General features: G+C 68.4%; 26 protein-coding genes. 13 read left to right on the plus strand and 13 right to left on the minus strand.

Annotated elements, in window-relative coordinates; genetic code table 11:
- Positions 1 to 50: 50 nt before the first annotated feature.
- Together IE302_RS05655 and IE302_RS05660 are read left to right on the plus strand one after the other, a co-directional pair.
- On the plus strand, positions 51 to 674 hold the full coding sequence (locus IE302_RS05655; RefSeq protein ID WP_191252384.1) for a cyclodeaminase/cyclohydrolase family protein: 624 nt from the start codon (positions 51 to 53) through the stop codon (positions 672 to 674).
- Entirely contained in the window at positions 671 to 1,504 is an 834-nt protein-coding gene (locus IE302_RS05660; protein ID WP_191252386.1) for a bifunctional 5,10-methylenetetrahydrofolate dehydrogenase/5,10-methenyltetrahydrofolate cyclohydrolase, read from the plus strand. Before IE302_RS05655 ends, IE302_RS05660 begins: the two co-directional genes overlap by 4 nt.
- Before the next feature lie 45 nt (positions 1,505 to 1,549).
- Here IE302_RS05660 and IE302_RS05665 read toward each other — a convergent pair whose 3' ends face one another.
- Positions 1,550 to 2,122 carry a TetR/AcrR family transcriptional regulator gene (locus IE302_RS05665; protein ID WP_191252388.1) on the minus strand — a complete coding sequence of 191 codons (573 nt, stop codon included), beginning with the start codon at positions 2,120 to 2,122 and terminating at the stop codon, positions 1,550 to 1,552.
- Positions 2,123 to 2,235: 113 nt separating this feature from the next.
- Here IE302_RS05665 and IE302_RS05670 point away from each other — a divergent pair, with 113 nt between their 5' ends.
- A complete protein-coding gene (locus IE302_RS05670) occupies positions 2,236 to 2,976 on the plus strand; it encodes a class I SAM-dependent methyltransferase (RefSeq protein ID WP_229907651.1) in 741 nt (246 codons plus the stop codon).
- A 44-nt stretch (positions 2,977 to 3,020) separates the two neighbouring features.
- Here the strand turns inward: IE302_RS05670 and IE302_RS05675 are convergent, their stop codons facing one another.
- From IE302_RS05675 to IE302_RS05685, 3 genes are all read right to left on the minus strand, one after another.
- Complete coding sequence (locus IE302_RS05675) at positions 3,021 to 4,478, minus strand: cellulose binding domain-containing protein (RefSeq protein ID WP_191252392.1); 1,458 nt, start codon at positions 4,476 to 4,478, stop codon at positions 3,021 to 3,023.
- Positions 4,475 to 6,811, minus strand: a complete 2,337-nt coding sequence (locus tag IE302_RS05680; RefSeq protein ID WP_229907613.1) for a cellulose binding domain-containing protein — start codon at positions 6,809 to 6,811, stop codon at positions 4,475 to 4,477. Before IE302_RS05680 ends, IE302_RS05675 begins: the two co-directional genes overlap by 4 nt.
- Before the next feature lie 122 nt (positions 6,812 to 6,933).
- On the minus strand, positions 6,934 to 7,299 hold the full coding sequence (locus IE302_RS05685) for an RNA-binding S4 domain-containing protein (protein WP_026467661.1): 366 nt from the start codon (positions 7,297 to 7,299) through the stop codon (positions 6,934 to 6,936).
- 219 nt (positions 7,300 to 7,518) lie between these two features.
- Between IE302_RS05685 and IE302_RS05690 the strand changes: the two genes are divergently transcribed.
- A complete protein-coding gene (locus IE302_RS05690; protein ID WP_191252394.1) occupies positions 7,519 to 9,060 on the plus strand; it encodes a GMC oxidoreductase in 1,542 nt (513 codons plus the stop codon).
- Positions 9,061 to 9,114: 54 nt separating this feature from the next.
- Here IE302_RS05690 and IE302_RS05695 read toward each other — a convergent pair whose 3' ends face one another.
- Together IE302_RS05695 and IE302_RS05700 are read right to left on the minus strand one after the other, a co-directional pair.
- Positions 9,115 to 9,594 (minus strand): carboxymuconolactone decarboxylase family protein, encoded by a 480-nt coding sequence (locus tag IE302_RS05695; RefSeq protein ID WP_191252396.1) that lies wholly within the window; start codon positions 9,592 to 9,594, stop codon positions 9,115 to 9,117.
- The gene (locus IE302_RS05700) at positions 9,591 to 10,670 is read right to left on the minus strand and encodes an NAD(P)H-dependent amine dehydrogenase family protein (RefSeq protein WP_191252398.1); all 1,080 of its coding nucleotides are present in this window, start codon (positions 10,668 to 10,670) and stop codon (positions 9,591 to 9,593) included. The genes IE302_RS05695 and IE302_RS05700 overlap by 4 nt, the downstream gene beginning before the upstream one ends.
- 394 nt (positions 10,671 to 11,064) lie before the next feature.
- On the opposite strand from IE302_RS05700, the gene IE302_RS05705 reads away from it, so the two are divergent.
- The 3 genes from IE302_RS05705 (at position 11,065) to IE302_RS05715 (ending at position 13,167) form a co-directional block, all read left to right on the plus strand.
- Positions 11,065 to 12,210, plus strand: a complete 1,146-nt coding sequence (locus IE302_RS05705) for a Cmx/CmrA family chloramphenicol efflux MFS transporter (protein ID WP_191252399.1) — start codon at positions 11,065 to 11,067, stop codon at positions 12,208 to 12,210.
- Between the two features lie 12 nt (positions 12,211 to 12,222).
- Complete coding sequence (locus IE302_RS05710) at positions 12,223 to 12,822, plus strand: formylglycine-generating enzyme family protein (RefSeq protein WP_191252407.1); 600 nt, start codon at positions 12,223 to 12,225, stop codon at positions 12,820 to 12,822.
- A gap of 81 nt (positions 12,823 to 12,903) precedes the next feature.
- Positions 12,904 to 13,167, plus strand: coding sequence for an amphi-Trp domain-containing protein (locus IE302_RS05715; RefSeq protein WP_125677397.1), 264 nt, complete (start codon positions 12,904 to 12,906; stop codon positions 13,165 to 13,167).
- Between the two features lie 64 nt (positions 13,168 to 13,231).
- Here the strand turns inward: IE302_RS05715 and IE302_RS05720 are convergent, their stop codons facing one another.
- Entirely contained in the window at positions 13,232 to 14,008 is a 777-nt protein-coding gene (locus IE302_RS05720; protein WP_191252408.1) for a helix-turn-helix domain-containing protein, read from the minus strand.
- Positions 14,009 to 14,205: 197 nt separating this feature from the next.
- Here IE302_RS05720 and IE302_RS05725 point away from each other — a divergent pair, with 197 nt between their 5' ends.
- The gene (locus tag IE302_RS05725) at positions 14,206 to 14,424 is read left to right on the plus strand and encodes a DUF397 domain-containing protein (protein WP_191252409.1); all 219 of its coding nucleotides are present in this window, start codon (positions 14,206 to 14,208) and stop codon (positions 14,422 to 14,424) included.
- Here the strand turns inward: IE302_RS05725 and IE302_RS05730 are convergent.
- The gene (locus IE302_RS05730; RefSeq protein ID WP_229907614.1) at positions 14,397 to 15,239 is read right to left on the minus strand and encodes a helix-turn-helix domain-containing protein; all 843 of its coding nucleotides are present in this window, start codon (positions 15,237 to 15,239) and stop codon (positions 14,397 to 14,399) included. The genes IE302_RS05725 and IE302_RS05730 overlap by 28 nt on opposite strands.
- A 105-nt stretch (positions 15,240 to 15,344) precedes the next feature.
- Between IE302_RS05730 and IE302_RS05735 the strand changes: the two genes are divergently transcribed.
- Together IE302_RS05735 and IE302_RS05740 are read left to right on the plus strand one after the other, a co-directional pair.
- Positions 15,345 to 16,088, plus strand: a complete 744-nt coding sequence (locus IE302_RS05735; protein WP_191252410.1) for a hypothetical protein — start codon at positions 15,345 to 15,347, stop codon at positions 16,086 to 16,088.
- Positions 16,085 to 16,894: an RDD family protein gene (locus IE302_RS05740; protein WP_191252411.1), complete on the plus strand. Its 810-nt coding sequence runs from the start codon at positions 16,085 to 16,087 to the stop codon at positions 16,892 to 16,894. Before IE302_RS05735 ends, IE302_RS05740 begins: the two co-directional genes overlap by 4 nt.
- On the opposite strand, the gene IE302_RS05745 is transcribed toward IE302_RS05740, so the two are convergent.
- Complete coding sequence (locus tag IE302_RS05745) at positions 16,889 to 17,785, minus strand: SDR family NAD(P)-dependent oxidoreductase (protein WP_191252412.1); 897 nt, start codon at positions 17,783 to 17,785, stop codon at positions 16,889 to 16,891. The genes IE302_RS05740 and IE302_RS05745 overlap by 6 nt on opposite strands.
- 14 nt (positions 17,786 to 17,799) lie before the next feature.
- The gene (locus IE302_RS05750) at positions 17,800 to 18,525 is read right to left on the minus strand and encodes an SDR family oxidoreductase (protein WP_191252414.1); all 726 of its coding nucleotides are present in this window, start codon (positions 18,523 to 18,525) and stop codon (positions 17,800 to 17,802) included.
- 92 nt (positions 18,526 to 18,617) lie between these two features.
- On the opposite strand from IE302_RS05750, the gene IE302_RS05755 reads away from it, so the two are divergent.
- Positions 18,618 to 19,292: a TetR/AcrR family transcriptional regulator gene (locus IE302_RS05755; protein WP_191252416.1), complete on the plus strand. Its 675-nt coding sequence runs from the start codon at positions 18,618 to 18,620 to the stop codon at positions 19,290 to 19,292.
- Between the two features lies 1 nt (position 19,293).
- Here IE302_RS05755 and IE302_RS05760 read toward each other — a convergent pair whose 3' ends face one another.
- A complete protein-coding gene (locus tag IE302_RS05760) occupies positions 19,294 to 20,151 on the minus strand; it encodes a fructosamine kinase family protein (protein WP_191252418.1) in 858 nt (285 codons plus the stop codon).
- Positions 20,152 to 20,248: 97 nt separating this feature from the next.
- Here IE302_RS05760 and IE302_RS05765 point away from each other — a divergent pair, with 97 nt between their 5' ends.
- On the plus strand, positions 20,249 to 20,941 hold the full coding sequence (locus tag IE302_RS05765) for a hypothetical protein (RefSeq protein WP_191252420.1): 693 nt from the start codon (positions 20,249 to 20,251) through the stop codon (positions 20,939 to 20,941).
- Here the strand turns inward: IE302_RS05765 and IE302_RS05770 are convergent.
- Positions 20,912 to 21,739, minus strand: coding sequence for a helix-turn-helix domain-containing protein (locus IE302_RS05770; protein ID WP_191252422.1), 828 nt, complete (start codon positions 21,737 to 21,739; stop codon positions 20,912 to 20,914). The genes IE302_RS05765 and IE302_RS05770 overlap by 30 nt on opposite strands.
- A gap of 57 nt (positions 21,740 to 21,796) precedes the next feature.
- Between IE302_RS05770 and IE302_RS05775 the strand changes: the two genes are divergently transcribed.
- A complete protein-coding gene (locus IE302_RS05775) occupies positions 21,797 to 22,660 on the plus strand; it encodes an alpha/beta fold hydrolase (RefSeq protein ID WP_191252424.1) in 864 nt (287 codons plus the stop codon).
- On the opposite strand, the gene IE302_RS05780 is transcribed toward IE302_RS05775, so the two are convergent.
- On the minus strand, positions 22,657 to 23,034 hold the full coding sequence (locus tag IE302_RS05780) for a hypothetical protein (protein WP_191252426.1): 378 nt from the start codon (positions 23,032 to 23,034) through the stop codon (positions 22,657 to 22,659). The genes IE302_RS05775 and IE302_RS05780 overlap by 4 nt on opposite strands.
- Between the last annotated feature and the right edge of the window lie 157 nt (positions 23,035 to 23,191).

A 23,191-nucleotide genomic window follows, 5' to 3' on the forward strand; every position in this document is an offset into this window, starting at 1 on the left:
CCCGGGTAGGCTTCGGCGCGACGGCGAAACCAGTGGGAAGGGAACAACGCGTGGAGGCTCAACCGGTCGGTCAGTGGCTCGACGAGCTGGCTTCGAAGGCCTCGACGCCCGGCGGTGGCGCGGGTGCCGCGATGAACGCCGCGGTCGGTGCCGCCCTGGTCTCCATGGTGTGCAACCTGACCATCGGCAAGCCGAAGTACGCCGAGCACGAAGCCACCATGACCGAGGCTCTCGGCAAGGCCGAGGACCTCCGCGGCCGCGCGCTCGGCCTCGCCGCCGACGACGCCGCCGCGTTCGACGCGGTGGTCGCCGCGTACAAGCTCCCGAAGGCCACCGACGAGGAGAAGAAGGCCCGTACGGCCGCGATCCAGGCCGCCCTCGTCGGCGCCGCCGAGGTCCCGCTGCGCACGGCCGCCCTCGCCGCCGAGGTCATCGACGTCGCCGCCTCGATCCTCGAAGGCGCCAACACCAACGTCATCTCCGACATCGCGGTCGCGGCCTCTTCCGCCAAGTCGGCGCTCGAGTCGGGCGTCGTCAACGTCGAGGTCAACCTCGCGTCGATGGCGGACGAGCAGCTCCGCAAGGAGACCGAGGCCCGCCTCGCCGAGTACCTCCCCGCCGCCGGACGCGCCGACGTCCTCATCACCCAGGTCCGCGAAAGGCTCGCCCGATGACCCTGATCGACGGGCGCGCGATCGCCGCCGCCATCACCGCCGAGGTCACCGAGACCGCCGCCAAGCTGCGTGAGTCGGGCACCGCTCCGACGCTGGCCGTGCTCGTGCCGACCGACGACGACGCCACCGCCTGGTACGTGCGCTCGATCGAGCGCGCCGCGAAGAAGGTCGGCGTCGACTGCCGGGTGGTCCAGCTCGAGAAGCCGACCGGCGAGGACGTCACCCGCGAACTCGACAAGCTGTCGGCGGACCCGTCGGTCCACGGCATCATCTGCCAGACCCCGTTGCCCGAAGGCGTGACGCTCGACGACGTCGGCGCGCACATCGACCCGCGCAAGGACGTCGACGGCGCGAACCCGGTCAGCCTCGGCCGGCTCACCGCGGGTCTCCCGACCTACGCGCCGGCCACCGCCGCCGCGGTCCTGGAGATCCTGAAGCGCGAGCAGGTCGCCCTGTCCGGTGCCCAGGTCGCCGTCGTCGGCCGCTCGACCGTCGTCGGCAAGCCCGCCGCGCTGCTGCTGCTCGGCGAGAACGCGACCGTCACCGTCTGCCACTCCCGCACCAAGGACCTCTCGTCGGTCACCAAGACGGCGGACGTCCTGGTCGTGGCCGTCGGGCGCGCCCACTTCGTCGGCGCGGACCACGTCAAGCCCGGCGCCGTGGTGATCGACGTCGGCACCAACCCGACACCCGAAGGCGGGCTCGTCGGCGACGTCGACCAGGCCGCGGTCGAGGGCATCGCTGGTTCGATCACGCCGGTCCCCGGCGGCGTCGGCCCGGTCACGACGTCGCTGCTGCTGCGGCACACGGTCACCGCCGCGCAGTCCTGACCGTCCGAAAGAGGCGGCGAGTCCACTGAGGACTCGCCGCCTTTTTCATGCCCCGACCACCGTTTCCACCACCTTCCGCACCTGCGCGACCTCGGGCGCGGGTGCGGTGCGGTCGGCGAAGAGCAGATGCGTGGCGCCGATGAGCGTGGCCGCGAGCGTCTCGACGTCGGCGTCCTCGGCGATCCTGCCCTGGTCGCGTTCCTCCTTGAGGTAGGCGCCGATCATCTCCGCGGCCTGGGTCAGCACCGGGATCCCGGCGGGCCACTCGCGGCGCAACCGGGCGCGAAGCTCGTCGCGGAAGATCACGAGCGGGACGATCGCGACCGCGACCGACGCGAACACCGCCGTGAGCGCCGACGTGAGGTTGTCCACGACCGTTCCGGTGCCGACGGCCTCGCGGAGGCCTGTTCCCTCCAGTTTCTCGATCCGGTCGAGGACGAACTCGGCGAGGAAGCCGTCGAAATCGTCGAAATGCCGGTGCAGCACGCCTTTCGCGCAGTCCGCCTCCGTGGTCACGGCTCGGCTGGTGAGGCCGCTCGGCCCGTCGCGGAGCAGGACCCGCTCGGCGGCGTCGAACAACTGCGCGCGGACGGCGCGCAAGGCTACCCCGGTCGGCATACGGCTCCCTTGCGTTGACGAGTGGGCACGTGCCCACTTAAGGTGGGCGCATGCCCACTCTACCTTCGGGGCAAGAGCCTCACCGCTATCGACAGGCCGCGGAATCCTTCGGCGTGGACGCCGAACGCTACGACCGGACCCGGCCCGCCTATCCCCCGGAACTCATCCAACACCTCGTCACCACCGCACCCGGTGCCGACACCCTCGACGTCGGCGTCGGCACCGGGATCGAAGCACGCCAGTTCCGAGCGGCGGGCTGTCACGTCCTCGGCGTCGAACCGGACCAGCGGATGGCCGAGTTCGCCCGCCGGAGCGGGATCGACGTCGAGGACGCGAAGTTCGAGACCTGGGAACCCGCCGGACGCCGGTTCGACCTGCTCGTCTCAGGACAGGCCTGGCATTGGGTCGACCCGCTGGCGGGCGCCGCCAAGGCCGCCGAAGTGCTGCGGCCGCGCGGAGTCTGGTCAGCGTTCTGGCACGTGCCCGAACCACCGGAAGAGGTCAGCGACGCCTTGGCGGACGCGTACCGGCGGCACGTGCCGGACGCCCCGATCGACCTCAGGAACGTGCCGAAACAGTCCGCCGATCCGTACGGACCACTGCTGGAGAAGGCCGCCGACGGCCTGCGTGAAGCGGGCGGATTCGGCGAGCCGGAGCGAAGCCGTCACGACTGGGAGCGGATCCACACCCGCGGTGAATGGCTGGACCAGCTCCCCACGTTCGGCTCGCTCACCTGGGTCGAACCCGTTGTCCAGCAGAGGATCCTCGCCGAGGTCGGCGCGGTGATCGATGGGATGGGCGGCCGGTTCACCACCCGCTACGCGACCGTCGCGATCACCGCGATCCGGGACTGACTCGCCGGTGGCGGGAGCCGCGCCGCTCCCGCCACCGGCGTCCGTCAAAGCGTCACGGGGACGTTCGTCAGCCCGTTCACCGCCCTCGACACGGTGTTGGACGCGTAGACGACGTTGGGCCGTTCCGAACATTTCGACGTCGACGTGATCTTGATGGCGTACTGGCCGACGCCGCCGAGATCGGACTTGTTGTCCCGCCAGACGTTCCCGCAGCCGTTCTGGAACGACGGGGTGGTCCCGGGGTTGTGCGTCTCGTAGCCGTTCGCGAACGTCCCCGGCGAGGCGAAGGTGCCGGTGTTGCCCTCGATGAGATACCCGAATCCCTTCACGTCGACCCAGGAATCGGCCGAGTTCTGCCCGGACACCCCTTGCCCGTCGAAGGTGTTGCCCCGGATGACGCCGTCCGCGGTGCCTTCCTTGACGTCGATGCCCTCCGCCGCGACGTACGGTCCGATGTGGTTGTTCAGGACCTGGATCCGGTCGCTCCGGTCGACTCCGCCGGAGTTGCCGTGGCACGCCCAATTCGAGTTCGCCGAGCCGAGGTAGACGCCTTCGCCGTAACCCGCCTGCACGAGACCGGTGTGGCTGATCGTCGAGTCGCGGATGACGCTGTCGGCCGAGGAACGGCGGAAGTGGACGGCCTCCTCGTCGATCCGATGGACCCGCACGCCTTCGATCACGGTGTGGTGCGAGTTGTCGGCGACGATGCCCTTCTTGGATTCCTGCACGGTGAAGCCTTGCAGGTGCCAGTACGGTGCGCCGTAGAGCCAGAATCCATACCCGGAGTCCCAGCCTGCCGTCGGCGCCGGGCAGGACGGTGCCTCACCCGACGGGCCGTCGTTGATCAGGACCGCCGTGGACGGTCCCGTCACCGTGATCGGCGCGCCGGCCGTCCCGGGTTTCGTGGCGACGAACGAACCTCGATAGGTCCCGGCGGCCAGGCGGATCGTCTGCCCCGGGCTCGCGGCGGCCAGCGCGGCCTGCAGCTGCGTCGCGGTGCTCACGTCGACGACGTCCCCCGCGGGCACGCTGGTGGTCGTCGGCGGATTGCTCGTGGTCGTGGTCGTGGTGGTGGTCGGTGACGTCGGGGTGGTGGTCGGTGCCCCTCCCCCGCACGGACTGCCGTTGACCGTGCACCCGGTCGGCAGGCCCAGCCCGGTGGTGTTGAAGCCGAACGTCGCCGACCCGCCGGGTTTGATCGTGCCGTTGAAGCCGGCGTTGGTGACCTTGTAGTGCTGTCCGGTCCTGGTCAGGACCGAGCTCCACGAGGTGGTGATCGCGGTACCGGCGGGAAGATCGAACTCGATCGTCCACTGTGTACTGGTCGCATCCCCGGCGTTGGACAGCGTGTACTTCCCGCCGTATCCGCTGTCCCAGACCGATCCCTGGGCGAATGTGGCGGACAGGCTGGGCGCGGCGGCCTCGGCGGTGACGACGGCGCCGAACAGGCCCGCCGCCGACGCCATGGCCGCGAACGCGGCGAGCAGTCGTTTCCTCGTCATTCCGTGCCTCCGCATTTCGTTCCGGTGATGGTGCACGCGACCGGGAGTGCCTGACCGGCGGCGTTGAAGCCGAACGTCGCCGTCCCGCCGGGTTTGACGCTTCCGTTGTGGGTCGCGTTCCCGAAGCGGTAGTGCTGGCCGGTCTTGGTCAGCACCGAACTCCACGAACTGGTGACCGCCGTCCCGGCGGGCAGGTCGAACTCGACCGTCCACGAACCCACCGCGGCCGAACAGGTGTTGGTGACGGTGAACCCGCCGCCGTAACCGTTGTCCCACACCGACTTACGGGCGAACGCCGCCGTCAGGCAGGCGCCGGGATTCGAGGAGGTCGTAGTGGTCGGTGTCGTCGAAGTGGGTGTCGTCGGGGTGGAGGTCCGGCCCGTCGACGAGGACGGCGGAGTCCCGTCGACGGACTTCAGGAACAGCGAAGCCGCGGCGTCGGTCTTGGACGCGTCGACCCCGTGTCCGCCGGTGTAGTCCCGCTGCTCGTTCTTCGCCCAGTCGGCGATCGGTGTGCCGCCGACGTCGAGGTGCTTGTACGCGCTGCCGTCCCACCCGAAGGAGTAGACGCGGTGCCGGTCGGCGTAGAAGTCGTCATACGGTCCGTTGTCCGCGAGCTGTTTGGTCATCGCGTTGTTGAAGAACACGTTGCGGTAGCCGGAAGCGCCTGACCACTTGACGGCCTTCTTCCCCGCGCCCCACCAGATCGGGAACCAGTTCGAGTCGTCGGGACCGCCGCCACCCTCCTCGCCGCAATTGGCCCGGCAGTTTCCGGAGCGATGCGCGTACGGAACCTTGACCGTGTTGAGTTCGAACAGGTTGTTGCGCTCCCAGCCGCCGTGCAGGTTCAGATCGGAGTCGAACGAGTTGCCGATCACCACGTTGCCCGAGGCGGACCACTGGAAGGTGAAGTGCCGCAACAGGGTCGAGGTGTTGCCGGCGTAGACCGAATCCCAGACCCGGGAGCCGCGGAAGTAGCCGTTGCCGCCCTTGCCTTTGTTCCAGGAGCCGTTGAGTTCGTTGTCGACGATCTGGAGGTTCTTGGCCTCCTCGGTGACGATCGGATGCGAACCGGTCATGTCCGCGCGGATGCCGCGCACCCAGGAGTTCGCCGCCCATTTGAACACGATGCCGTGCATCTCCGCGGCGGGCGCCATGTTTCCGTAGTTGTTGTTCGCCTCCGCCGGGTTCAGGCCCGGCATGTCCTGGGTGAAGCCGAGGTTCTCGAAGCCGACGCCGAGCACCGGGTCGACCAGCGGCGCCGCTTTCGAGTCGTAGGTGGCGCCCTCGATCGGAGCCGAGCCGTCCGACGTGGAGTTCACCGGGACGTCGTATTCGAGCGGCTTGTCGAGGGTGATGGTGCGTGCGGAGGTGTCGAGTGCCGCGATCGTGAAGATCTGCTGGCGCATGTGCATGTTCAGCAACGGGAACGTGGTCGGCGTCGCCTGCTGCTGTTCGTAGAACTTCTGCGAGTTGGCCGCGCGGATGTTGACCAGATTCCCGGCGGCGAGCGAGGTCAGCGCGCCGCTGCTCGCCAGGTGGACCACCTTGTCCCCCATCCTGGCGGAGAACGCGGTGTCACCCGGCTTGCCGCGCAGCTTCACCCCGGCCTTCCAGTGGACGTTGACCGTGCCTTCGAAGATGTCCTTGCGGTTGGCGGGCGCCGAGGCGTAGTCGCTCGCGTAGGACGAATTCACTCCCCTGGACTGGACGCGGAAGAGCCCTCGGCCGGGCCAGAGCCAGCCGCCCTTGCCCGCGCCCGAGGTCATCCCGTCCTCGTCCCAGTCGGAACCATCCGGGGTGAGAGCGTCGTAGAGGGTGTTCGCGTCGGGCTTGTAGACGAACTTGGTGGCGTCCTTGCCCGCGCCGCGCAGGATCAGGTAGTCGGCGTCGACGTGGATCTCGTGTGTGACGTCGAACCGGCCGGACGGGAAGGTGATCGTGCTCAGTTTGGTGTAGCTCCCGGACGGCGAGCACGCGCTCTTGACGCCGTCGATCGCCGCCTGGATCCCGTTCGTGTCGTCGGCGCCGTCGTCGGGTTTGACGTTGTACTGGCTCGCCAGCTCCGCGGCGGTGACCTGGCAGGTCGCGTTCGGATTAACCTCACCGGAGCCGGGCAGCGCGGCGCCGCCCCGGTATCCGGCCTTGGACCAGTCGTAGAGCCCCGCGACCGGTGCGCGGCGATTGGCCGCGCCGAGGTCGAGACCAGGCAGCGCGCCAGGTCCCGGCGCTGCCTCCGCCACATCGGGCGGTACCTGCAGGAGTGCGGCGGTGGCGACCACGGCGGCGACCGCCGGTAGGACGGCACGACGAAGAGGACCTTTTCGGGACACCCGAAACCTCCGTGACGGACTGACGGAAGGTGTTGCGGCGTGTACACCCGGACTCAGCCTTTATAGTTCACGTGCCTGTCACCCGTCAACGAATGTGAATACCGTCCATGTATGTGAACGGTTCAGTGTTCTCCAGAACGGAAACGGTCGAGTACCCGGCGTTCCCGCTTGGTCGGGCGGCCCGCGCCCCGCTCCCGCCGCGCGACCGGCACGGCGGACTCGGGCGGCGGCGCGGGCGTCCGGTCGATGAAACAGGTCGCGGCGTCGGCGGCGCCGACCCGTTTCTGGATCACCCGCGTCACTTCCAGGATCCGCGTGGTGTCGTGGACCCGGGCACGCACCTCGTCGCCCGCCACGACCGTGGTCGCGGGTTTGGCGGGTTTGCCGTTCACGCGGACATGGCCGCCGCGGCAAGCGGCTGCGGCATCCGGACGCGTCTTGGTGAGCCGGACGGCCCACAGCCAGCGATCAACTCGAGTGGACTCCACAGCAGTACATAGTGGCCCATTCCTCGACACGGTGCCCGACTACCTGGTCCAAGCGCCCGGAAAGAACCGTCACCTTTATTGCCACCCGGCAAAGCCGCAGGTATAACTTGTTCTAAATCCCTCAACGGTGAGGAAGATCACGTGAGCGACGAAACCGTGTGGAGAAGCGCTTCCGGACAGTTATCCCGCCGCCTTTTCATTGCAGGAACTGGTTCTATCTTGGGCGCGGCGGCCCTGGGCGGAACCGTCTCCGCGAAAAGTTCGATCGCCGACGCGGCGCGGATCCCGGCGCTCGTCATCGGTTCCGGGTACGGCGGCTGCGTCGCGGCGCTCCGGCTCGCCGAGGCCGGTGTCGACGTCCATCTCGTCGAACTCGGGAAGGCGTGGGACACCCCCGGCACGGACGGCAAGATCTTCGCCAACACCACCACCCCCGACTACCGGTCCTTCTGGCTGCGCACGAGGACCAAGCAGCCGTTGAGCAACTTCCTCGGCTTCCCGCTGGACAAGGACGTCCCGCGTCACACCGGGATCCTCGACGCCGAGGAGTTCAGCGGCATCACCGTGTACCAGGGCCGCGGCCTCGGTGGCGGCTCACTGGTCAACGGCGGCATGGCCGTCACGCCGAAACGCGAGAACTTCGGCGCCGTCCTGCCCACGGTCAACGCCGACGAGATGTACGGCGTCTACTACCCGCGCGCCAACGCGGGCCTCGGCGTCGCCACCATCGACCCGAACTGGTTCGAGACCGCCGAGTGCTACCAGTACGCGCGAGTCGGCCGGAAACACGCGCAGCGGTCGGGTTTCCCGTTCCTGTTCGTCCCGGACGTGTACGACTGGGACTACATGAAGAAGGAGCAGGCGGGCACGGTCCCGCGGTCCGCGCTGGCCGGGGAGATCCTCTACGGCAACAACGCGGGCAAGAAGTCGTTGCAGCAGACCTACCTCCCGCGGATCAAGGCGACCGGGCGGGTGACGATCTCCGCGCTGCACCGCGTCACGTCGGTCACGCCGGCGTCCGGCGGCGGGTACACCGTGGTGATGGAACAGCTCGACACCGCCGGCACGGTGACCGGGACGAAATCCGTCACCGCGGACAAGGTGTTCTTCGCCGCCGGCAGTGTCGGCACGAGCAAGCTCCTGGTCAAGCTCAAGGCCACCGGAGCCCTGCCCAACCTCAACAACGAGGTCGGGAAAGGCTGGGGTGACAACGGGAACGTCATGTGCGGCCGGGCCAACCACATGTGGGACGCCACCGGGGCGCTGCAGTCGTCCATCCCCACCGCCGGCATCGACAACTGGGCCGCGGGCGGTGCGTTCGCCGAGGTCGCGCCGTTGCCGACCGGTATCGAGACCTACGCCTCGTTCTACCTGTCGATCACCAACAACCCCAACCGCGGGACGTTCTCGTGGAACGCGGGCGCGAACAAGGTCGACCTCGACTGGCAAACCGCGTGGAAACAGCCGTCGATCACCATGGCGAAGACGATCTTCGACAAGATCAATAGCAAGGAAGGCACGATCTACCGGACCGATCTCTTCGGTGTGTACAAGATCTGGGGCGACCATCTCACCTATCACCCGCTCGGCGGCGCGGTGCTCGGCAAGGCGACCGACAATTACGGCAGGCTCCACGGTTATCCGGGCCTTTACGTGATCGACGGCGCGCTGATTCCGGGTAATACGTCGGTCAACCCGTTCGTCACCATCACCGCGCTCGCGGAAAGGAACATCGACAAGATCGTCGCCACCGACCTGTGACGCCACCTGGGGCGGCGGGTGATTCTCGTCCGCCGCCCGGGTCTTCCTTTGGCCTCAGAACTTCGGCAGGACGCAGACCTTGTCGATTCCCAGAACGTGATTCAGCCGCCCGAAGGCGAGCCAGGAACCGATACTCATGCTCAGTTCCACGATTTCCTTCTGGCTGTAGTGCTCGGCCATTCGCTTCCAGAACTCGTCGTCGATGCCGTGGTGGTCGATCGCGTAGCGCTCGGCGTACTCGGCGGCCAGGCGGGTCCGCTCGTCGAACGCGTCGGTGGTGCGCCATTCGGTCACCGCGTCGGCGAACTCCTCTTCGACCTTCACGCCATCGCGTTCGGTCCGCCAGTCCAAGCAGAAGACACAACCGTTGATCTGCGCGATCCGCAGCCGCGCCGCCTCGAACTCACGTAGTCCCAGCGTGGTGTGCGAGTAGACCGCGAGCGAGAGATTCGACGCCGCGACACCGATCCCGGGCACCATCTCACCCCACACGTAGCCGATCGGGTCCTTGCCCTCGGGAATGTCGATGTTCATCGCGCGCTCCTTCCGAGCTTTCCGGTGGCGGGTCGCAAGGGGACGTCGAGTCCGTCGTAGAGGCCGGGTTTGGCGTCCACGAGCCAGTCGATGGCGCCGACCAGCCTGCCGACCGCGGTCGCGTTGCCGCCGGCGGACCGGTTCTCGCCCTCGTCGGTGGCCTCGACCGAGACCTCGATCCTGGGACGGCCTTCGATGATCACCTTGTGCGCGCCGTCGCCGCTGGGCGGTGACGGCCAGTCCGGGGCGCACGACGCGTGGATGCGGGTGACGTGCTCGATGACGATGCGGGGTTCGCCGTCCACGATCCCCTGCACTTCGAACCGGACCGCCCCCTGCGTACCCGCTTCGAAGTCTCCCATCGCCCGCGTGGTCACGGTTTCCTCGAGCGGGCGGCGGTCGAGCGTCTCGCGGATCTCGTCCAGTTCGACGCCGAGGCCGCGGGCGATCAGCCGAACCTGACCGCCCCACACCATGGTCGGGACCGAGGGGGCCAGCATCGGCGGCTGATAGTCCATCGGCTGGCCCATGCCGACCAGGTAGCGAACGGAGTCCGGCTGATTGTAGGTGGTGTAGTCGAAGATCTCCTGACAGCGGACCACGTCCACGGTGGTACCGAGCCCGCTGATCAGCAACGGCAGAATGTCGTTGCCCCAGCCCGGATCGACACCGGAGACGAACAGCGAGCCGCCGCCCTCGGCGATCGCCGCGAGTACCGGCTCCCGCAACTCCTCGGGTGCGTTTCGCTGGTCGTACAAGGCGTAGAGCGCGGGTGTCACCACCACCGCCCCCGCCCTGATCGCGCGGACGATGTCGGCCAGCGCTTCGGCGGGCCGGATGTCACCGGACGCCGCGTACACCACCGCCCGCGGACCCGCCGCCAGAACCGCTTCGACGTCATCGGTCGCCGCCACACCCAGTTCGCCGTCGACTCCCGCGAGCGCGGCCGCGTCGCGACCGACCTTCGCGGAGTCGTGCACGAGCACACCGGTGAGTTCCAGCGCCGGATGCGCGTCGACGGCCCGGATGGAGGCACGGCCGATGTTGCCTGTACCCCAGACAACTGTGGGAATCATGAAGTCGAGGTTAACCGAATCACCGATCGGTTCCCAGTCCCGAAACAATCACGAAAACCGCAGGTCAGAGCGCATTACTCGGGTTCATTCACGGCGGCAACGAAAGCGTTCCGGCACGCGGAACGAGCGCCGTTTTCCTCGGTGAGCGGTAATCGCGTTGAGGCTCGCCGACGGCACTGTGTACTGTTCGCTCTCGTGACGAGCCCCGAGTCGGACAGAACCACGCCGCCGGTCATCCGGCGGCGTGTCGTCGTGTCCTGCCGTTAGGCAGCGGCCCTCTCACTTCCTGACGACCCGCTTTCCGATGCCCGAGCGCTGTTCCGTGCGCCCGGCCGGGTTCCCCTTGTCCCGCGCACGGCTTCCTCCTGCTCGTCTTCTGCTTGGGAGTCGTCCGTTGCCCCTGTTCGTCTATGTCCTCGGCCTTGCCGTCTTCGCGCAAGGCACCTCCGAATTCATGGCCTCCGGTCTCGTGCCGGGAATCGCCGGTGACCTGTCCGTCCCCGTGGGCGCGGCCGCCGCGCTGACGTCGGCGTACGCCGTCGGAATGATCGTCGGCGCACCCGCCATGGCCGTGCTCAGCGCGCGCTGGCCTCGCCGCCGGGCCCTGGCCGGGTTCCTGACCGCCTTCGTCGTGGTGCACGTCATCGGCGCCGTGACCAAGAGTTTCCCGGTGTTGTTCGGCACGCGGATCATCGCCGCGATCGTCAACGCCGGGTTCCTCGCGGTCGCCATGCCCGTCGCGATCGCCCTGGCGTCAAAGGGAAAACAGGCGCGCGCGACCGCGGTGCTCTTGGCGGGCATCACGCTGTCGTGCGTCGCAGGCGTACCCGCCGGAGCCATCCTGGGTGATCTCGCGGGCTGGCGTTCCGCGTTCTGGGCGGTCGCCGCGTTGTGCCTTCCCGCACTGGTGCTGGTGTTCCGTTCGGCTCCCGCCGCCGCGGCGGACCCGCAGGAAATCTCCATCAGGCGCGAAGCACGCGAAGTGAAGACACCTCCCGTGCGGCACGCGATGATCCTCGGTGCCTTGGTCAACGGCGCGACCTTCGCGACGTTCGCGTTCCTCGCGGTCATCGCGACAGACGTCGCTCGCCTCCCTTCCGGCGCGGTCTCCGGCCTGCTCGCGGCATTCGGCGTCGGAGCGTTCCTCGGGGTCACCGTGGCAGGCCGCACCGGCGACGGCGAACTCAACCGTGGCCTGGTCCTCGCGTTGTGCGCCTTGCCGGTCGGCTGGGCGGTGCTCGCGGCGACCGGGGCACAACCGATCGCGCTGTTCGTCGTGGCGACCGTCCAAGGCGGACTGTCCTTCTTCTGCGGTTCCACACTCGTGGCGCGGGTCATGCACGTGGCTCCGGGCGCGCCCACGCTCGCCGGCTCGTTCGCGACGGTCGCGCTCAACGCGGGCGCGTTCCTGGGTCCGGTGCTCGCCGGTCTCGTCACCGGAGCGACGGGCGATTATCGCCACGCCGCCTGGGTCAGCGCGGCACTCACCGTCGTCCCGCTTCTGCTCGTCCGGCGGAGGGAGATGCCGCGGTCTGGGTAACATCGGCGGACCATGGAGATGATCACCGTGCCGGCGGGCGAGGTAACGCTTTCGGACCGCCGGACCCAGCGGAGCTGGACCGTCGGTGTCGAGTCCTTTCTGCTCGCACCCGGTCCGGTCACCCGCGAGACCGGCAAGCTCCCGCTCGTCGAGGTCTCCTGGGAGGACGCGCTCCAGTTCTGCAACACGGTGTCCGAACGCGAAGGGCTGACCCCGGCGTACCGGCTGGAGTCCGAAGTGGCGTGGGACCGGAGCGCGAACGGCTACCGCCTGCCCACCGAGGCGGAATGGGAGCACGCCTGCCGTGCCGGCACGACCGGTCCTCGCTACGGTCCGCTCGACGAGATCGCCTGGTACCGCGAGAACTCGGCGGAGTCCGTGCACGAGGTCGGCGGGAAGGCGCCCAACGCGTGGGGCTTCCACGACATGCTGGGCAACGTCTGGGAATGGTGCTGGGACGTGTACGACGCCGAGGTGTACGGCGAGTACCGGGTCCTGCGGGGCGGTGGCTGGTTCGACGAGCACTGGAGCTGCCGGGCTTCGGTTCGGCGCCGCAGTCACCCGACCTTCCGCGTCGACGACGTCGGCTTCCGTCTCGCCAGGTCACGGTGACCCCGGCGGGAGTCCGTGATGATCACACGATTGAATGACGTCACGGACGCCCCGCCGGGGGTGCCGGACCTGGAGGAAACCGTGACCGGAACCGCTCCCCGAGACGTCGAACGCGTCTACTCCACCGCCGACGTCGTCGCGAAACTGCGCCGGCTCGCCGACGCTCTCGAGTCCGAGACCTCGTTCCGCATCCAGATCGCCGGGGAACGGTTCCGCGTCCCCGCCCGCGCGCAGTTCTCGATCGAGCACGAGCGCGGTGACGGCGAGGAGGAGGTCGAGTTCCAGCTGAAGTGGAAGATCGAGGAGACCGACTCGGACGACGACTCCGAAGGCACCGTCGTCTGATCTTCGATCCACGAGGACTTGCCGGGCGGGCCCGTATCTCTTCGCGGGCCCGCCTTTTCTGAGGCTAGGTCTGCCTCGCGACCAGTTCCATCCAGAAGTCCGGCGCGTACTTGGCGATCTTCGAGAACTCCATCTTGCCCGCCGGGCAGGCCCGGTTCGACGAGTCGACGACGCCGTTGCTCCAGTGCACGATCGCCCAGACGCAGCGGCCGTCCTTCATATGGTCGGTCACCCAGATCTCCAGGTAGTCCTTGCACTCGCGATACCAGATCGACCCGACGGTGTCGTCGCGGTGATCGCGGACGTCCGTGCTCCGCTGCGGGCAGGTGCCCTGCGCGTCGGAGCCGTTCGGGCGTCCGACGTTCGCCTGGAGGTCGGCCTCGTAGGTGATGAGCGTCCACGGCCATACCCCGGCGACACCGGTCGCGATCAGCACACCCGCCATCGCGCCGGACAGCAGCAGCAAGAGCCGGTGACCGAAACCGATCCGGCGAGGTGCCGGGGGCGGCTGCCGCACGGGGTCGCCGAAAGCGAGTTCGACGACACTGTCTTCCGATGACTGAGCGGCCGTCCTGGCGAGGACGCCCTGCAACCTCTTCACCGTTTCTTCGGTTTGCCCCAGGCCGAGAAGAATGGCGCGCAACTCACTTTGACTCGGCGGTTCACGCCTGCCGTTCTCGATTTCCGAAATTCGTTCACGCCTGATCCGGAGTCCGTGTTGCGCCGCGCGGCCCGCGACGTTGTCCTGAGTGAGGCCCCGCTTGTCCCGGAGACGTTTGATCAGTGCTCCGAGCTCTTCGACGTCGGTGATGTCACCGGAATCGCCGCCCCGGGCTTCCATGGCGCTCCCCTGTCCCTCAGCGCTTGCGCGACCGCGCAGAGGTAGGTTAGCGACACCGCGGACGCTGGGCACTCGCGGCCGGGTTTCCGCTGGTGAACACGTTGTGCGGATGTCGCGACGAAATTCCCCGACGTCGCGACGACGTGCCATTCCACGATCTTTCCTCATCCGGCGAAACAAATGAGGAAGGAACTCCTGTGACGCACGATCTCACCGGCGCGGCATGGTTCAAGAGCAGTCGTTGCGGAGGCGGCCCGACCTGTGTGGAAGTCGCCTTCCTGGAAACGGGGGTCGGCGTCCGGGACGCGAAGGACCCCGGCCCCGCTTTCGTGGTCTCCCCGGGCAGCTGGTCGTCTTTCGTCCGCCATTGTTCCGCGACGGCGGACGGTCAGGGATGCGACTCCGCCACCTCGTGAAGCAGGTCGACCGAATCCGCGGGCGCCAGCGCCAGCTCCTGGACCCGCTCGAACGCGGCGAGGTACTGCTTCACGCGCTCGGGCTCTTGGGTGAGCCGTCCCTCGGTCAGGTCGTCGGTGTAGACGACGTCCGGATCCTCGGGGCGCGGGAAGCCCAGGATGATGAACCCGCCCGCCTGGGCGGGATGCATGCCGGCGGACGACGGCAGGACCCGCACGGTGACGTGCGGGTCCCCCGCCGCGTCGGCCAGGTGCCGCAGTTGCGCGGCCATCAGGCCCGGCTCGGGCACCGGTCGGCGAAGCGCCGCTTCGTCGACGACGACCGACAGGTGCGGCGGCTTCTCCCGGAGCAGAAGTGCCTGCCGATCCATCCGCAGCGCGACCCGGCGTTCGGCGACCTCGGGCGTCGAGCCGGCGGCGAGCGACAGCGCGTGCGCGTACTCGCGCGTCTGGAGCAGGCCGGGCACCCACTGCGGCTGATACTCGCGGATGTCACCGGCCTCTTCTTCGTACCCGAGATAGAGGTTGTAGCCGTCGTAGATGACACCTTCGAGGTCCGGCCGCTTGCCCCGCTGCCGCGACACCGCGAGCATCGCCGCTCGGCGGGCACCGGCCACCGCGTAGAAGTCCAAGAGTTCACGCAGGTCCAGCGGGCGGACCGCGACCTGTCCGGTCTCGATCCGGCTGATCTTGGCGGCCGAGCACTCCAGGCGCGCGGCGGCCTCGTCCAGCGTCCGGCCCGCTTGCTCCCGCAGACGCCTGAGTTCGCCACCGAACCGGCGACGGTCTTCCACCGCGTCAGACGCCTCTGCCACCCGAACTCCCATCGAAGCAAAAACTACACAATGCAAATCTTGCACTACTGGCCGCCGCTCGCTAGCGTCCATGCAGAATGCAATATTTGCACGAGGGGACAGATCATGGCCGATGGGCTGCACAAACTGGTCGAGGAAGGCGTTCCGGAGGTGGTCGAACGCCTCGGCAGATGGCTCTTGTACGCCGTCTTCTGGCTGACGACGGCGATCCTCGCCCTCTGGTTCCTCAGGACGGGTCTCGTCTACGGCACCTTGGTCATCGTTCCCCCCTTGGTCCTGCTCTTCAGCGCCAAGTTCCGCGGCCTGGGCAGGGTCTCGACCACGTTGCTGGTGATCGCCGGACTGGCGGCGATGGTGCCCACGTTCTTCCTCGGGAAGTACAAGGCGGTCGAGGACGGCCACACCGGCTTGATCTTCGTCGGCTTCCTCGTCTTCCTGATCTGGGGCGCCGCCTATCCGGCGATGCTCGACAAGTTCGACGAGCGGTTCCAGCTTTCCCGACATGACGACCCGCGGCGCAAGCTTCCGAAGGAGGAGCGAAACCAGCTCGCCCTGCTCCGCGTACTCCTGGTCAAGATCGTCATGGCCACCGTGGCGATGCTGGTCGTCGACGCCACCGTCGTCGTGATCCTCAGTCTCGTCGCGCTCCTCCTCCGTAATCACTGGTCCGCGGCCGTCGTCGGCGTGGCCTGCCTGATCGAATCCGTCGCCGAGCTCGACGGCCTGAACCTCGTCTTCCGCTTCGACCCGATGGAGATCGCGGCCGGACTGCTCGCCGCGATGATGTGGTGGGACGCGGTCAAGAACCCGTTGTGGGACAGGCGAGTCCGGCCGGGGGTGGGACGATGATCCAGCCGCCGGGGACACCGCTCCCGCCACATCCGACGTCGGCCCGCCGGTGGGGAGCCCGCTGGATCGACTGGCTCGTACCGTGGCTGGTCACCTCGCCACTCTGGTTCCTGACCGCCGAGAAGATCCAAAGCGAGGCGGCGAAACACGGCTTTACGTTGGCGGGTAAGGGGATCTTCAAGTCCGTGTTCGGTGAATGGGGCGCGCTCGGTGACGCCGCCGGCGACGAAGCGGGCGAGTTGTGGAGCGACATCGTCTTCTACATCGCCCTGACCCTGGCGGTGCAGGTCCTGCTGATCATGGCGTACGAAGTGCTCCTCGTCCGCCTTTGGGGACGCACCCTGGGCAAGGCGGCCTTCGCGCTGACAGTGCGCCGCGACGACGGCGGGCGGCTGAGCTTCGGCCAGGTCTGCGCGCGGACAGCCATCACGGTCCTCGTCCCCGGCCTCGGCTGGGTGCTGCTCATCGCGGCGGTCCTCCAGTTGAGCGCGCTGCTCATGCTGGCGGGCGTCGCGCTCCTGATCTTCTCGGCCGTCGAATGTTCCCTCCTGCGGATGTCACCGGCGGGCAAGACGTCCTGGCACGATCGGCGGACCGGTTCGGTCGTGGTGCCCAAGACCTGGACGGAACAGCTGCGGCAAGCGCGCGAGTTCCAGCAGCGTGCCTTGGACACTGGCGTGGCGCGCGCTCGCCAAGCCTGGCAGGCTCCTCAGGTCCAGCAGCTCTCCCAGCAGGCTCAGGCGACCTTCCAGCAGGTACGGGAGCGCGGACGTCAGGCGATACGGCGCGACGACGGACCGTCATGAACCGGCGGGCCGCACCAGGTCCTCAAGCCCGATCCGCTTCAGGAACCGCTCGCGGATCCGGTCCGCCACGGCACTGACTTCTTCGGAACCGTCGTTCGACGGATCGATGTGCACCCGGAACGGGCGTTCGCTCTCGGACGCCTGGACGACGTCGACGATCGCGTCCGCCACGGCCGCGACGTCGGCGTCCGGCGGCGTGAGGGAGGCGAGCCGGGAGCCGACCTGGTCCATCAGGCCCGCGTACCGCTCTTCGTAGGCGGCGACGGTGGCAGCATCGGCCGGGTGCCCACCGTTGGCGAAGTGGTTGGTACCGGAGGTGAACGCTCCCGGGACGACGATCGTCGTGCCGATGCCGAATCGGGCCAGTTCGGCCGCGTAGCTGACGGCGAGCGCGTCCATGGCGGCCTTCGCGGCGAAGTACGGCGCCAGGTACGGCGGGGTACCGCCTCGGGTGCTCGAACTGCCGACCCAGACCACCAAACCTCGCCCTCGCGCCCGTAGCACGGGCAGCGCGGCCCGGTTGACCCGTTGCGCGCCAAGGACATTCGTATCGTAGACCGCAGCGAGCTCGTCCGGCGTGAACGCCTCGGCCGGCCCGATGACCATGTGCCCGGCGTTGTGCACGACGACGTCCACCCTGCCCTGCTCGTCCACGATTCCGGCGATCGCGGCGTCCGCCGACTCCTGGGACGCGACGTCCAGTTCGATCGTACGGAGGCCGACACCATACTCTTTCGCGTAGTCCTCGGCCGCCGAGACGGCCTGCGCGTTGCGACCGGAGGTCTGACGCATCCCCGCGTAGACGGTGTGCCCGGCGCGGGCCAGCGCCCGCGCGGCGAGCGCGCCGAAGCCACTGGACGCGCCGGTGATGACGATGATCTTTTCGTTCATGGCGAGAACCCTTCTCAGACGATGCCACCGTTGGCGCGGAGAACCTGGCCGTTGACCCAGCGGGCCGGGCCGGCGAGGAACGAGACGACCTCGGCGATGTCGGCCGGGGTGCCGAGGCGTTCGAGCGGGGGCTGCGCCGCCATCCGCGCGACGGTCTCCTCGTCCTTGCCGTCAAGGAACAGCGTCGTGGCCGTCGGGCCAGGGGCGACCGCGTTCACCGTGATGTCACGGCCGCGCAATTCGCGGGCGAGGACCAGGGTGATCGCCTCGACCGCGCCCTTCGTGGCCGCGTAGGCGGCGTACCCGGGCAGGGCGAGTCCGAGCACAGAGGTGGAGAAGTTGATGATCGCGCCGCCGTCGCGCACGCGGCGGGCGGCCTGCTGATCGACCACGAAGGTGCCGCGGATGTTGGTGCGGTGCATCCGGTCCATCCGGTCGAGATCCACTTCGGCCACCGGCGCGAGGTACATGGTCCCGGCGGCGTGGACGACGACGTCGATCCCGCCGAAGGTCTTCTCGGCGGTGTCGAACAAGGCCGAGACGGCGTTCTCGTCGGCGACGTCGGCCTGGGCCGCGATCGCCCGGCCGCCCGCGGCGGTGATCGACTCGACCGCCGCCTGTGCCTCGTCCTTGTTGCCGCCGTATACGACGACGACCGCGAATCCGTCGGCGGCCAGCCGATCGGCGGCCTCCCTGCCGATGCCCCGCGACCCGCCGGTGACGATCGCCACGCGTGTCATGATGCGCTCCCATCAGGTGTTTCCGTTGATAACACCATCACCGTAGCACCGATATCGAACCAGTGCTACCCGGATCGTGTTATCGTCGATACATGACGTTGACGACGAAAGACCGGATGGTCCGCGCCGCGGCGGAACTCCTGCTGGACGGCGGGCGCGACGCGTTGTCGACGCGGGCGGTCAGCGCCGCCGCGGGCGTGCAGGCACCGACCCTCTATCGCACCTTCGGCGACAAGGACGGACTCCTCGACGCGGTCGCCACTTATGGCTTCCAGAGCTACCTGTGCGAGAAGCACCACCTCGGCGAGACCGAGGACCCGGTGGGCGATCTCCGGCGCGGCTGGGATCTGCATGTCGAGTTCGGCCTGTCCCAGCCCGCCTTCTACATGCTCATGTACGGCGAGCCCCGCGTCCGTGAAGCGCGCAGGGAAGCGGACGCGATGCTCCGCGGGATCGTGGAGCGCATCGCCGAGGCGGGCAGGCTGCGCGTACCGGTCGAACGTGCCGCGCAACTGGTGCACGCGACCGGGATGGGCGTGATCCTCTCGCTCATCGCGAGCCCGCCCGAAGACCGCGATCTCGACCTGATCACCGCCGCGCGCGAACACGTCATCGCGACGATCACCACCGACAGCAAGGACGACACCTCGGACATCCCCAGCCGTGCGATCGCGCTCAAAGCCGCTCTGGAGAAGGATCCCGGGGACGCATTGACCCCGGCCGAGCACACGATGCTCGCCGAATGGCTCGACCGCCTCGCGCGGTGAACTACCGGCCGACCGCCCTCGCCGCCGCGACCGCCTGCCCGGCGTAGGACCGTCCGAAAAGGACGGTGTGCACCAGAAGCGGGAACAGCTGATGCGCGCCGATCCGGTCGGTCCAGCCCTCGGCGAGCGGGGCGACCTCCTGGTAGGCGGCCAGTACCCGGTCGAGCAGCGGGCAGCCGAACAACTGCAGCATCGCCAGATCCGTCTCGCGATGACCGCCGTGCGCGGCCGGATCGATCAGAGCGGCCTCGACGGCTCCCCACAGGACGTTGCCGTTCCACAGATCGCCGTGCAGACGGGCGGGAGGTTCGGCGGGCCCGGTCATCTCCGGAAGTCGCTTGCACGCTTGCTCGATCACCGCGGCTTCGTCGGCGTCCAGCGTGCCCTCGTCGACGGCACGGCGGACATAAGGCAGGACCCGGTGCTCGGCATACCACCGCGGCCAGTCCTCACCGGGCGCGTTCGCCATCGGAGCGAGACCGATCCACGCGTCGGCAGGCCCTTCCGGTGGAGCCGCGCCGAACGCGGGCGCTCCGGCCGCGTGCAACGCCGCGAGTCCCCGTCCCAGCCGTTCCGCCGCGTGATGCGTCGGCCGCCCGCCGCCCACCAATTCGGTGACCAGCCATTCCTCGTCGTGGCCACGGACCTCGGGCACCCGGACGGCATCGGCGTCACTCAGCCACCGCAGTCCCGCCGCCTCCGCCGGCGTCGCGTTCCGGGCGTGACCTCGTTTGACGACCACCGTGTCGCCGCTGTCGAGCACCACTTCGGTCACCGCGCCCGAGAGCCCCCTCTGCTCGGCGACCGCTCGTCCGGTGATCCTCGTGGCCGCCTCGGCAGGTGTCGAAACCTGGGTCATGCCCAGCAACCTACCTCCGCCGATCGGGTGAACGCTCGTTGTCTAGAGTGCTCTCCGGGGGAAATCCACGCACTTTCACTTTCGAGGGAGATCGGTCGTGCCCAAACGTCCGAGAGTTCGTCACGCCGTCATCGCCGCGATGGCCGGTATCGCGCTGGTCGGCTGCACTCCGCCGGCCAACACCGGCCAGGCCAGGAGCGCCGCCGCCACCCCGTCCGGGGAGACGTCCGCCAGCCCGTCCCCGACGACGACGGAGATGCCGTACCTGACCACCACGCCCACGCTGGAGGTCAGCGGGGACGCGGTCAAACCGGGGACGAAACTGAAGTTCGGCGAACAGGCGATCATCCCCTTCTACAGCCGGTACGCGAAAGGCGTCGTCGGGCTCACGGTCACCGTCGAATCGGTCAAAGCGCCCGACGCCGACATCGACGGCCTGCCGCTCAAGGACGAAGACAAGGCCAAGCTGCGGGGCAAAAACTTCTTCTTCGTCCACGAAAAGCTGACGAACGTCGACGGCACCAACCTCGCCGAAGTGACCGCGCCGCTCCTGACCGCCAAAACCAAGAGCGGCGGCTGGCCGGGCTCGCTCCTGGGCATGGGGAAGATCGACGTCACCGGGTGCGAGGACCAGAACTTCGCGCCGAAGGACTTCTCGGTCAAGGGAGCCGTTTTCGAATCCTGCCGTCTGCACTTCGGCGTCGCGTCGGACCCGATCGCTTCGCTTGCGTACACGACCCAGCCTTACGAGAGCGCCGATTCACGCTCCGTGACCTGGCGGAACAAATAGTCCGGCCGGCTTCCCGACCTCGGTCGGGCTGCATCCGGTCAAGGCCCGGAACTCGCGGACGAGGTGCGCCTGGTCGCTGTAACCGCCCAGGTGCGCCACCTCCGCCCAAGACAGGGACGCCGCCCGGTTCAGCAGCGCCAGCACGCGGTTGAGCCGGGCGATCCGTCCGATCGTGCGGGGATTCAGCCCGATCTGTTCGCGGAAACGGGCGTTGAGATGCTGTCTGCTCCAGCCGATCTCCTCCGCGAGGGCGTCGACGCGGACCCGGCCCGCCGAAAGCCTGTCCCACGCGTACCGGACCGCCGGCGCGAGTTCGGGACCGCGAGCGAGCCTCGACATCAGGTATTCGTCCAGCAGCCGGAATCTCTCCGGCCAGTCCGCCGCCTCCGCGAGCCGTTCGGTCAGCGGCCCGGACGGCATCAGGTCGACCGCCGCGATCGCCGAATTCGTCAACTCCCGCAACGGAATTCCGAACAACGCGTAGGAGCCGAGCGGAGTCAGGGTGACGACGATCCCCCGCCAAGCCCCGGCCTGCTCGACACGCAGCGGCCGGTCCCGCAACCCCAGCACCGGCGATTCCGGGATCTCGCCGTCCCGCTTCGGGACTTCGAAGTCGATCACCCAGGTGAGCACGGACAAGGGGGTGACCTGCCACGAAGTGGGCCCGGCGTCGGGCAGGTCGTGCGCGACGTAGCTCGCGACATGGGCCGCGAGGCCGGGATGCGGCGACCGGAGAACCCGCTCGCCGGGTGCGCGGACGATGTCCCGTCGCGGTACCACGAGTCCCCACCCACCCATTCCGCCATCTTACTTTCGTTCAAGACCGGGAACGTGGCTCTGCCTAGCGTCCTTCCCATGAAGAAAATCGGGGGTTTCAGAGACGCGGCGGCCGAGAATCGCTACTTCGCCGCTTATGACCGCGCCATGGCCGAGTGCCCGGAGCCGGGCGCGGTGTTCGACATCAGGACACACCACGGCATCACTCGCGTCTACCGCTACGGCAGCGAAGGCGCGCCGCTCGTCCTGCTTCCGGGGCTCATGGCGACCTCCGCCTGTTACGCGGCACTGATCCCCGCTCTGGCCGACAGGTGCGCGGTCTATGCGATCGACACTCTCGGCGAGGCGGGCGGAAGTGTTCACAAGGTGCCGTTCAAAGACATCCGCGACCGCGCGAGCGCTCTCGAAGACGTCCTGGACCACCTGGGTCTGACCGCGGTGCACCTCGTAGGCGGGTCGACCGGCGGCTGGCACGCGATCAACCAGGCGATCCACTTCCCCGGCAGGCTCGCGTCCATCGGGCTGCTGGATCCGACGACGGTCTCCGCGCCGTTCGCGCGGAAAGTGTTCTGGTACGGCCTGCCCGCTACGGTCTTCGACAGCGAACGCCTGTGGCGGCGGTTTGTGACATGGTCCGCGGGGGAAGACATCCTCGACCAGCCCGCCGCCCGGCTGGTACTCGCCGGAATCCGCTGCTATCGAGCGCGGATGCCGTTCCAGGTGTGCCCGAGCGACGAGGCGCTGCGGTCCATCGAAGTCCCCACACTCGCCCTGTTCGGCGGGCGGAGCGCCGTGCACGATTCGGCCGACGCCGCGGCACGACTGGAAAGCCTGCTCCCCCAGGCCGACATCGAGATCCTGCCCGACGCGGGCCACTACCTCTACCTGCGCCCGGAGGATCGAGAGCTGATCATCGACCGGCTCCTCAAGTGGGTTGCCTAGGCGACCTGTGCGGCAGCCTGGGCGCGAGCGGCGGCCAGGCTGGCCTGGCAGGCGACGATCAGCCGGGCCGAAGCGGCGCTTTCGCCGTGGCCGCACCGAGGACAGGACATCGTGACGGCGCCGGACAGTTCGTCGACCGAAACAGTCAGCGCGGTCGCGCACGAGCGGCACCAGCGATGTCGCGTGATCGGGTTGACGTGCACCGGGGACGCGACGCACTGGTGGATCCAGCGCCCGTGCACGTGGCAGGTCAGGCGGTCGTCCGGGGCCAGGCGGCCCACGTCTTCCGCGTCGTCTTCCATCGCCAGCAGAACCGGCAGGGTGCGGCTCACCGGGTTCAGCCGCGTGATCGAGGCCAGTGTCGTGGTGTTCATCGCTTTCTCCTTCCGGCTCTTATCAGGACGTCGAACGGCGACCGCCAGATACGACACGGCCGGGCAGCCTTTCACGAAAAACCTCCCCCCGCCGGGTGAGTCGATCTTGGTCGATTCCAAACCGTTACCCCATTCGGGTTAACCGCGCGTATCTTTC

The sequence above is a fragment of the Amycolatopsis oliviviridis genome (assembly GCF_014654365.1).
Classification (GTDB): domain Bacteria; phylum Actinomycetota; class Actinomycetes; order Mycobacteriales; family Pseudonocardiaceae; genus Amycolatopsis; species Amycolatopsis oliviviridis.

What these genes read in the sequence shown, in the direction of transcription:
- IE302_RS05660 (WP_191252386.1), top strand. Translation starts at nt 671, where the DNA reads ATGACCCTGATCGACGGGCGCGCGATCGCCGCCGCCATCACCGCCGAG.
- IE302_RS05665 (WP_191252388.1), bottom strand. Translation starts at nt 2,122, where the DNA reads ATGCCGACCGGGGTAGCCTTGCGCGCCGTCCGCGCGCAGTTGTTCGAC.
- IE302_RS05675 (WP_191252392.1), bottom strand. Translation starts at nt 4,478, where the DNA reads ATGACGAGGAAACGACTGCTCGCCGCGTTCGCGGCCATGGCGTCGGCG.
- IE302_RS05695 (WP_191252396.1), bottom strand. Translation starts at nt 9,594, where the DNA reads ATGAACATCGACATTCCCGAGGGCAAGGACCCGATCGGCTACGTGTGG.
- IE302_RS05700 (WP_191252398.1), bottom strand. Translation starts at nt 10,670, where the DNA reads ATGATTCCCACAGTTGTCTGGGGTACAGGCAACATCGGCCGTGCCTCC.
- IE302_RS05710 (WP_191252407.1), top strand. Translation starts at nt 12,223, where the DNA reads ATGGAGATGATCACCGTGCCGGCGGGCGAGGTAACGCTTTCGGACCGC.
- IE302_RS05720 (WP_191252408.1), bottom strand. Translation starts at nt 14,008, where the DNA reads ATGGAAGCCCGGGGCGGCGATTCCGGTGACATCACCGACGTCGAAGAG.
- IE302_RS05735 (WP_191252410.1), top strand. Translation starts at nt 15,345, where the DNA reads ATGGCCGATGGGCTGCACAAACTGGTCGAGGAAGGCGTTCCGGAGGTG.
- IE302_RS05740 (WP_191252411.1), top strand. Translation starts at nt 16,085, where the DNA reads ATGATCCAGCCGCCGGGGACACCGCTCCCGCCACATCCGACGTCGGCC.
- IE302_RS05745 (WP_191252412.1), bottom strand. Translation starts at nt 17,785, where the DNA reads ATGAACGAAAAGATCATCGTCATCACCGGCGCGTCCAGTGGCTTCGGC.
- IE302_RS05750 (WP_191252414.1), bottom strand. Translation starts at nt 18,525, where the DNA reads ATGACACGCGTGGCGATCGTCACCGGCGGGTCGCGGGGCATCGGCAGG.
- IE302_RS05755 (WP_191252416.1), top strand. Translation starts at nt 18,618, where the DNA reads ATGACGTTGACGACGAAAGACCGGATGGTCCGCGCCGCGGCGGAACTC.
- IE302_RS05760 (WP_191252418.1), bottom strand. Translation starts at nt 20,151, where the DNA reads ATGACCCAGGTTTCGACACCTGCCGAGGCGGCCACGAGGATCACCGGA.
- IE302_RS05770 (WP_191252422.1), bottom strand. Translation starts at nt 21,739, where the DNA reads ATGGGTGGGTGGGGACTCGTGGTACCGCGACGGGACATCGTCCGCGCA.
- IE302_RS05775 (WP_191252424.1), top strand. Translation starts at nt 21,797, where the DNA reads ATGAAGAAAATCGGGGGTTTCAGAGACGCGGCGGCCGAGAATCGCTAC.
- IE302_RS05780 (WP_191252426.1), bottom strand. Translation starts at nt 23,034, where the DNA reads ATGAACACCACGACACTGGCCTCGATCACGCGGCTGAACCCGGTGAGC.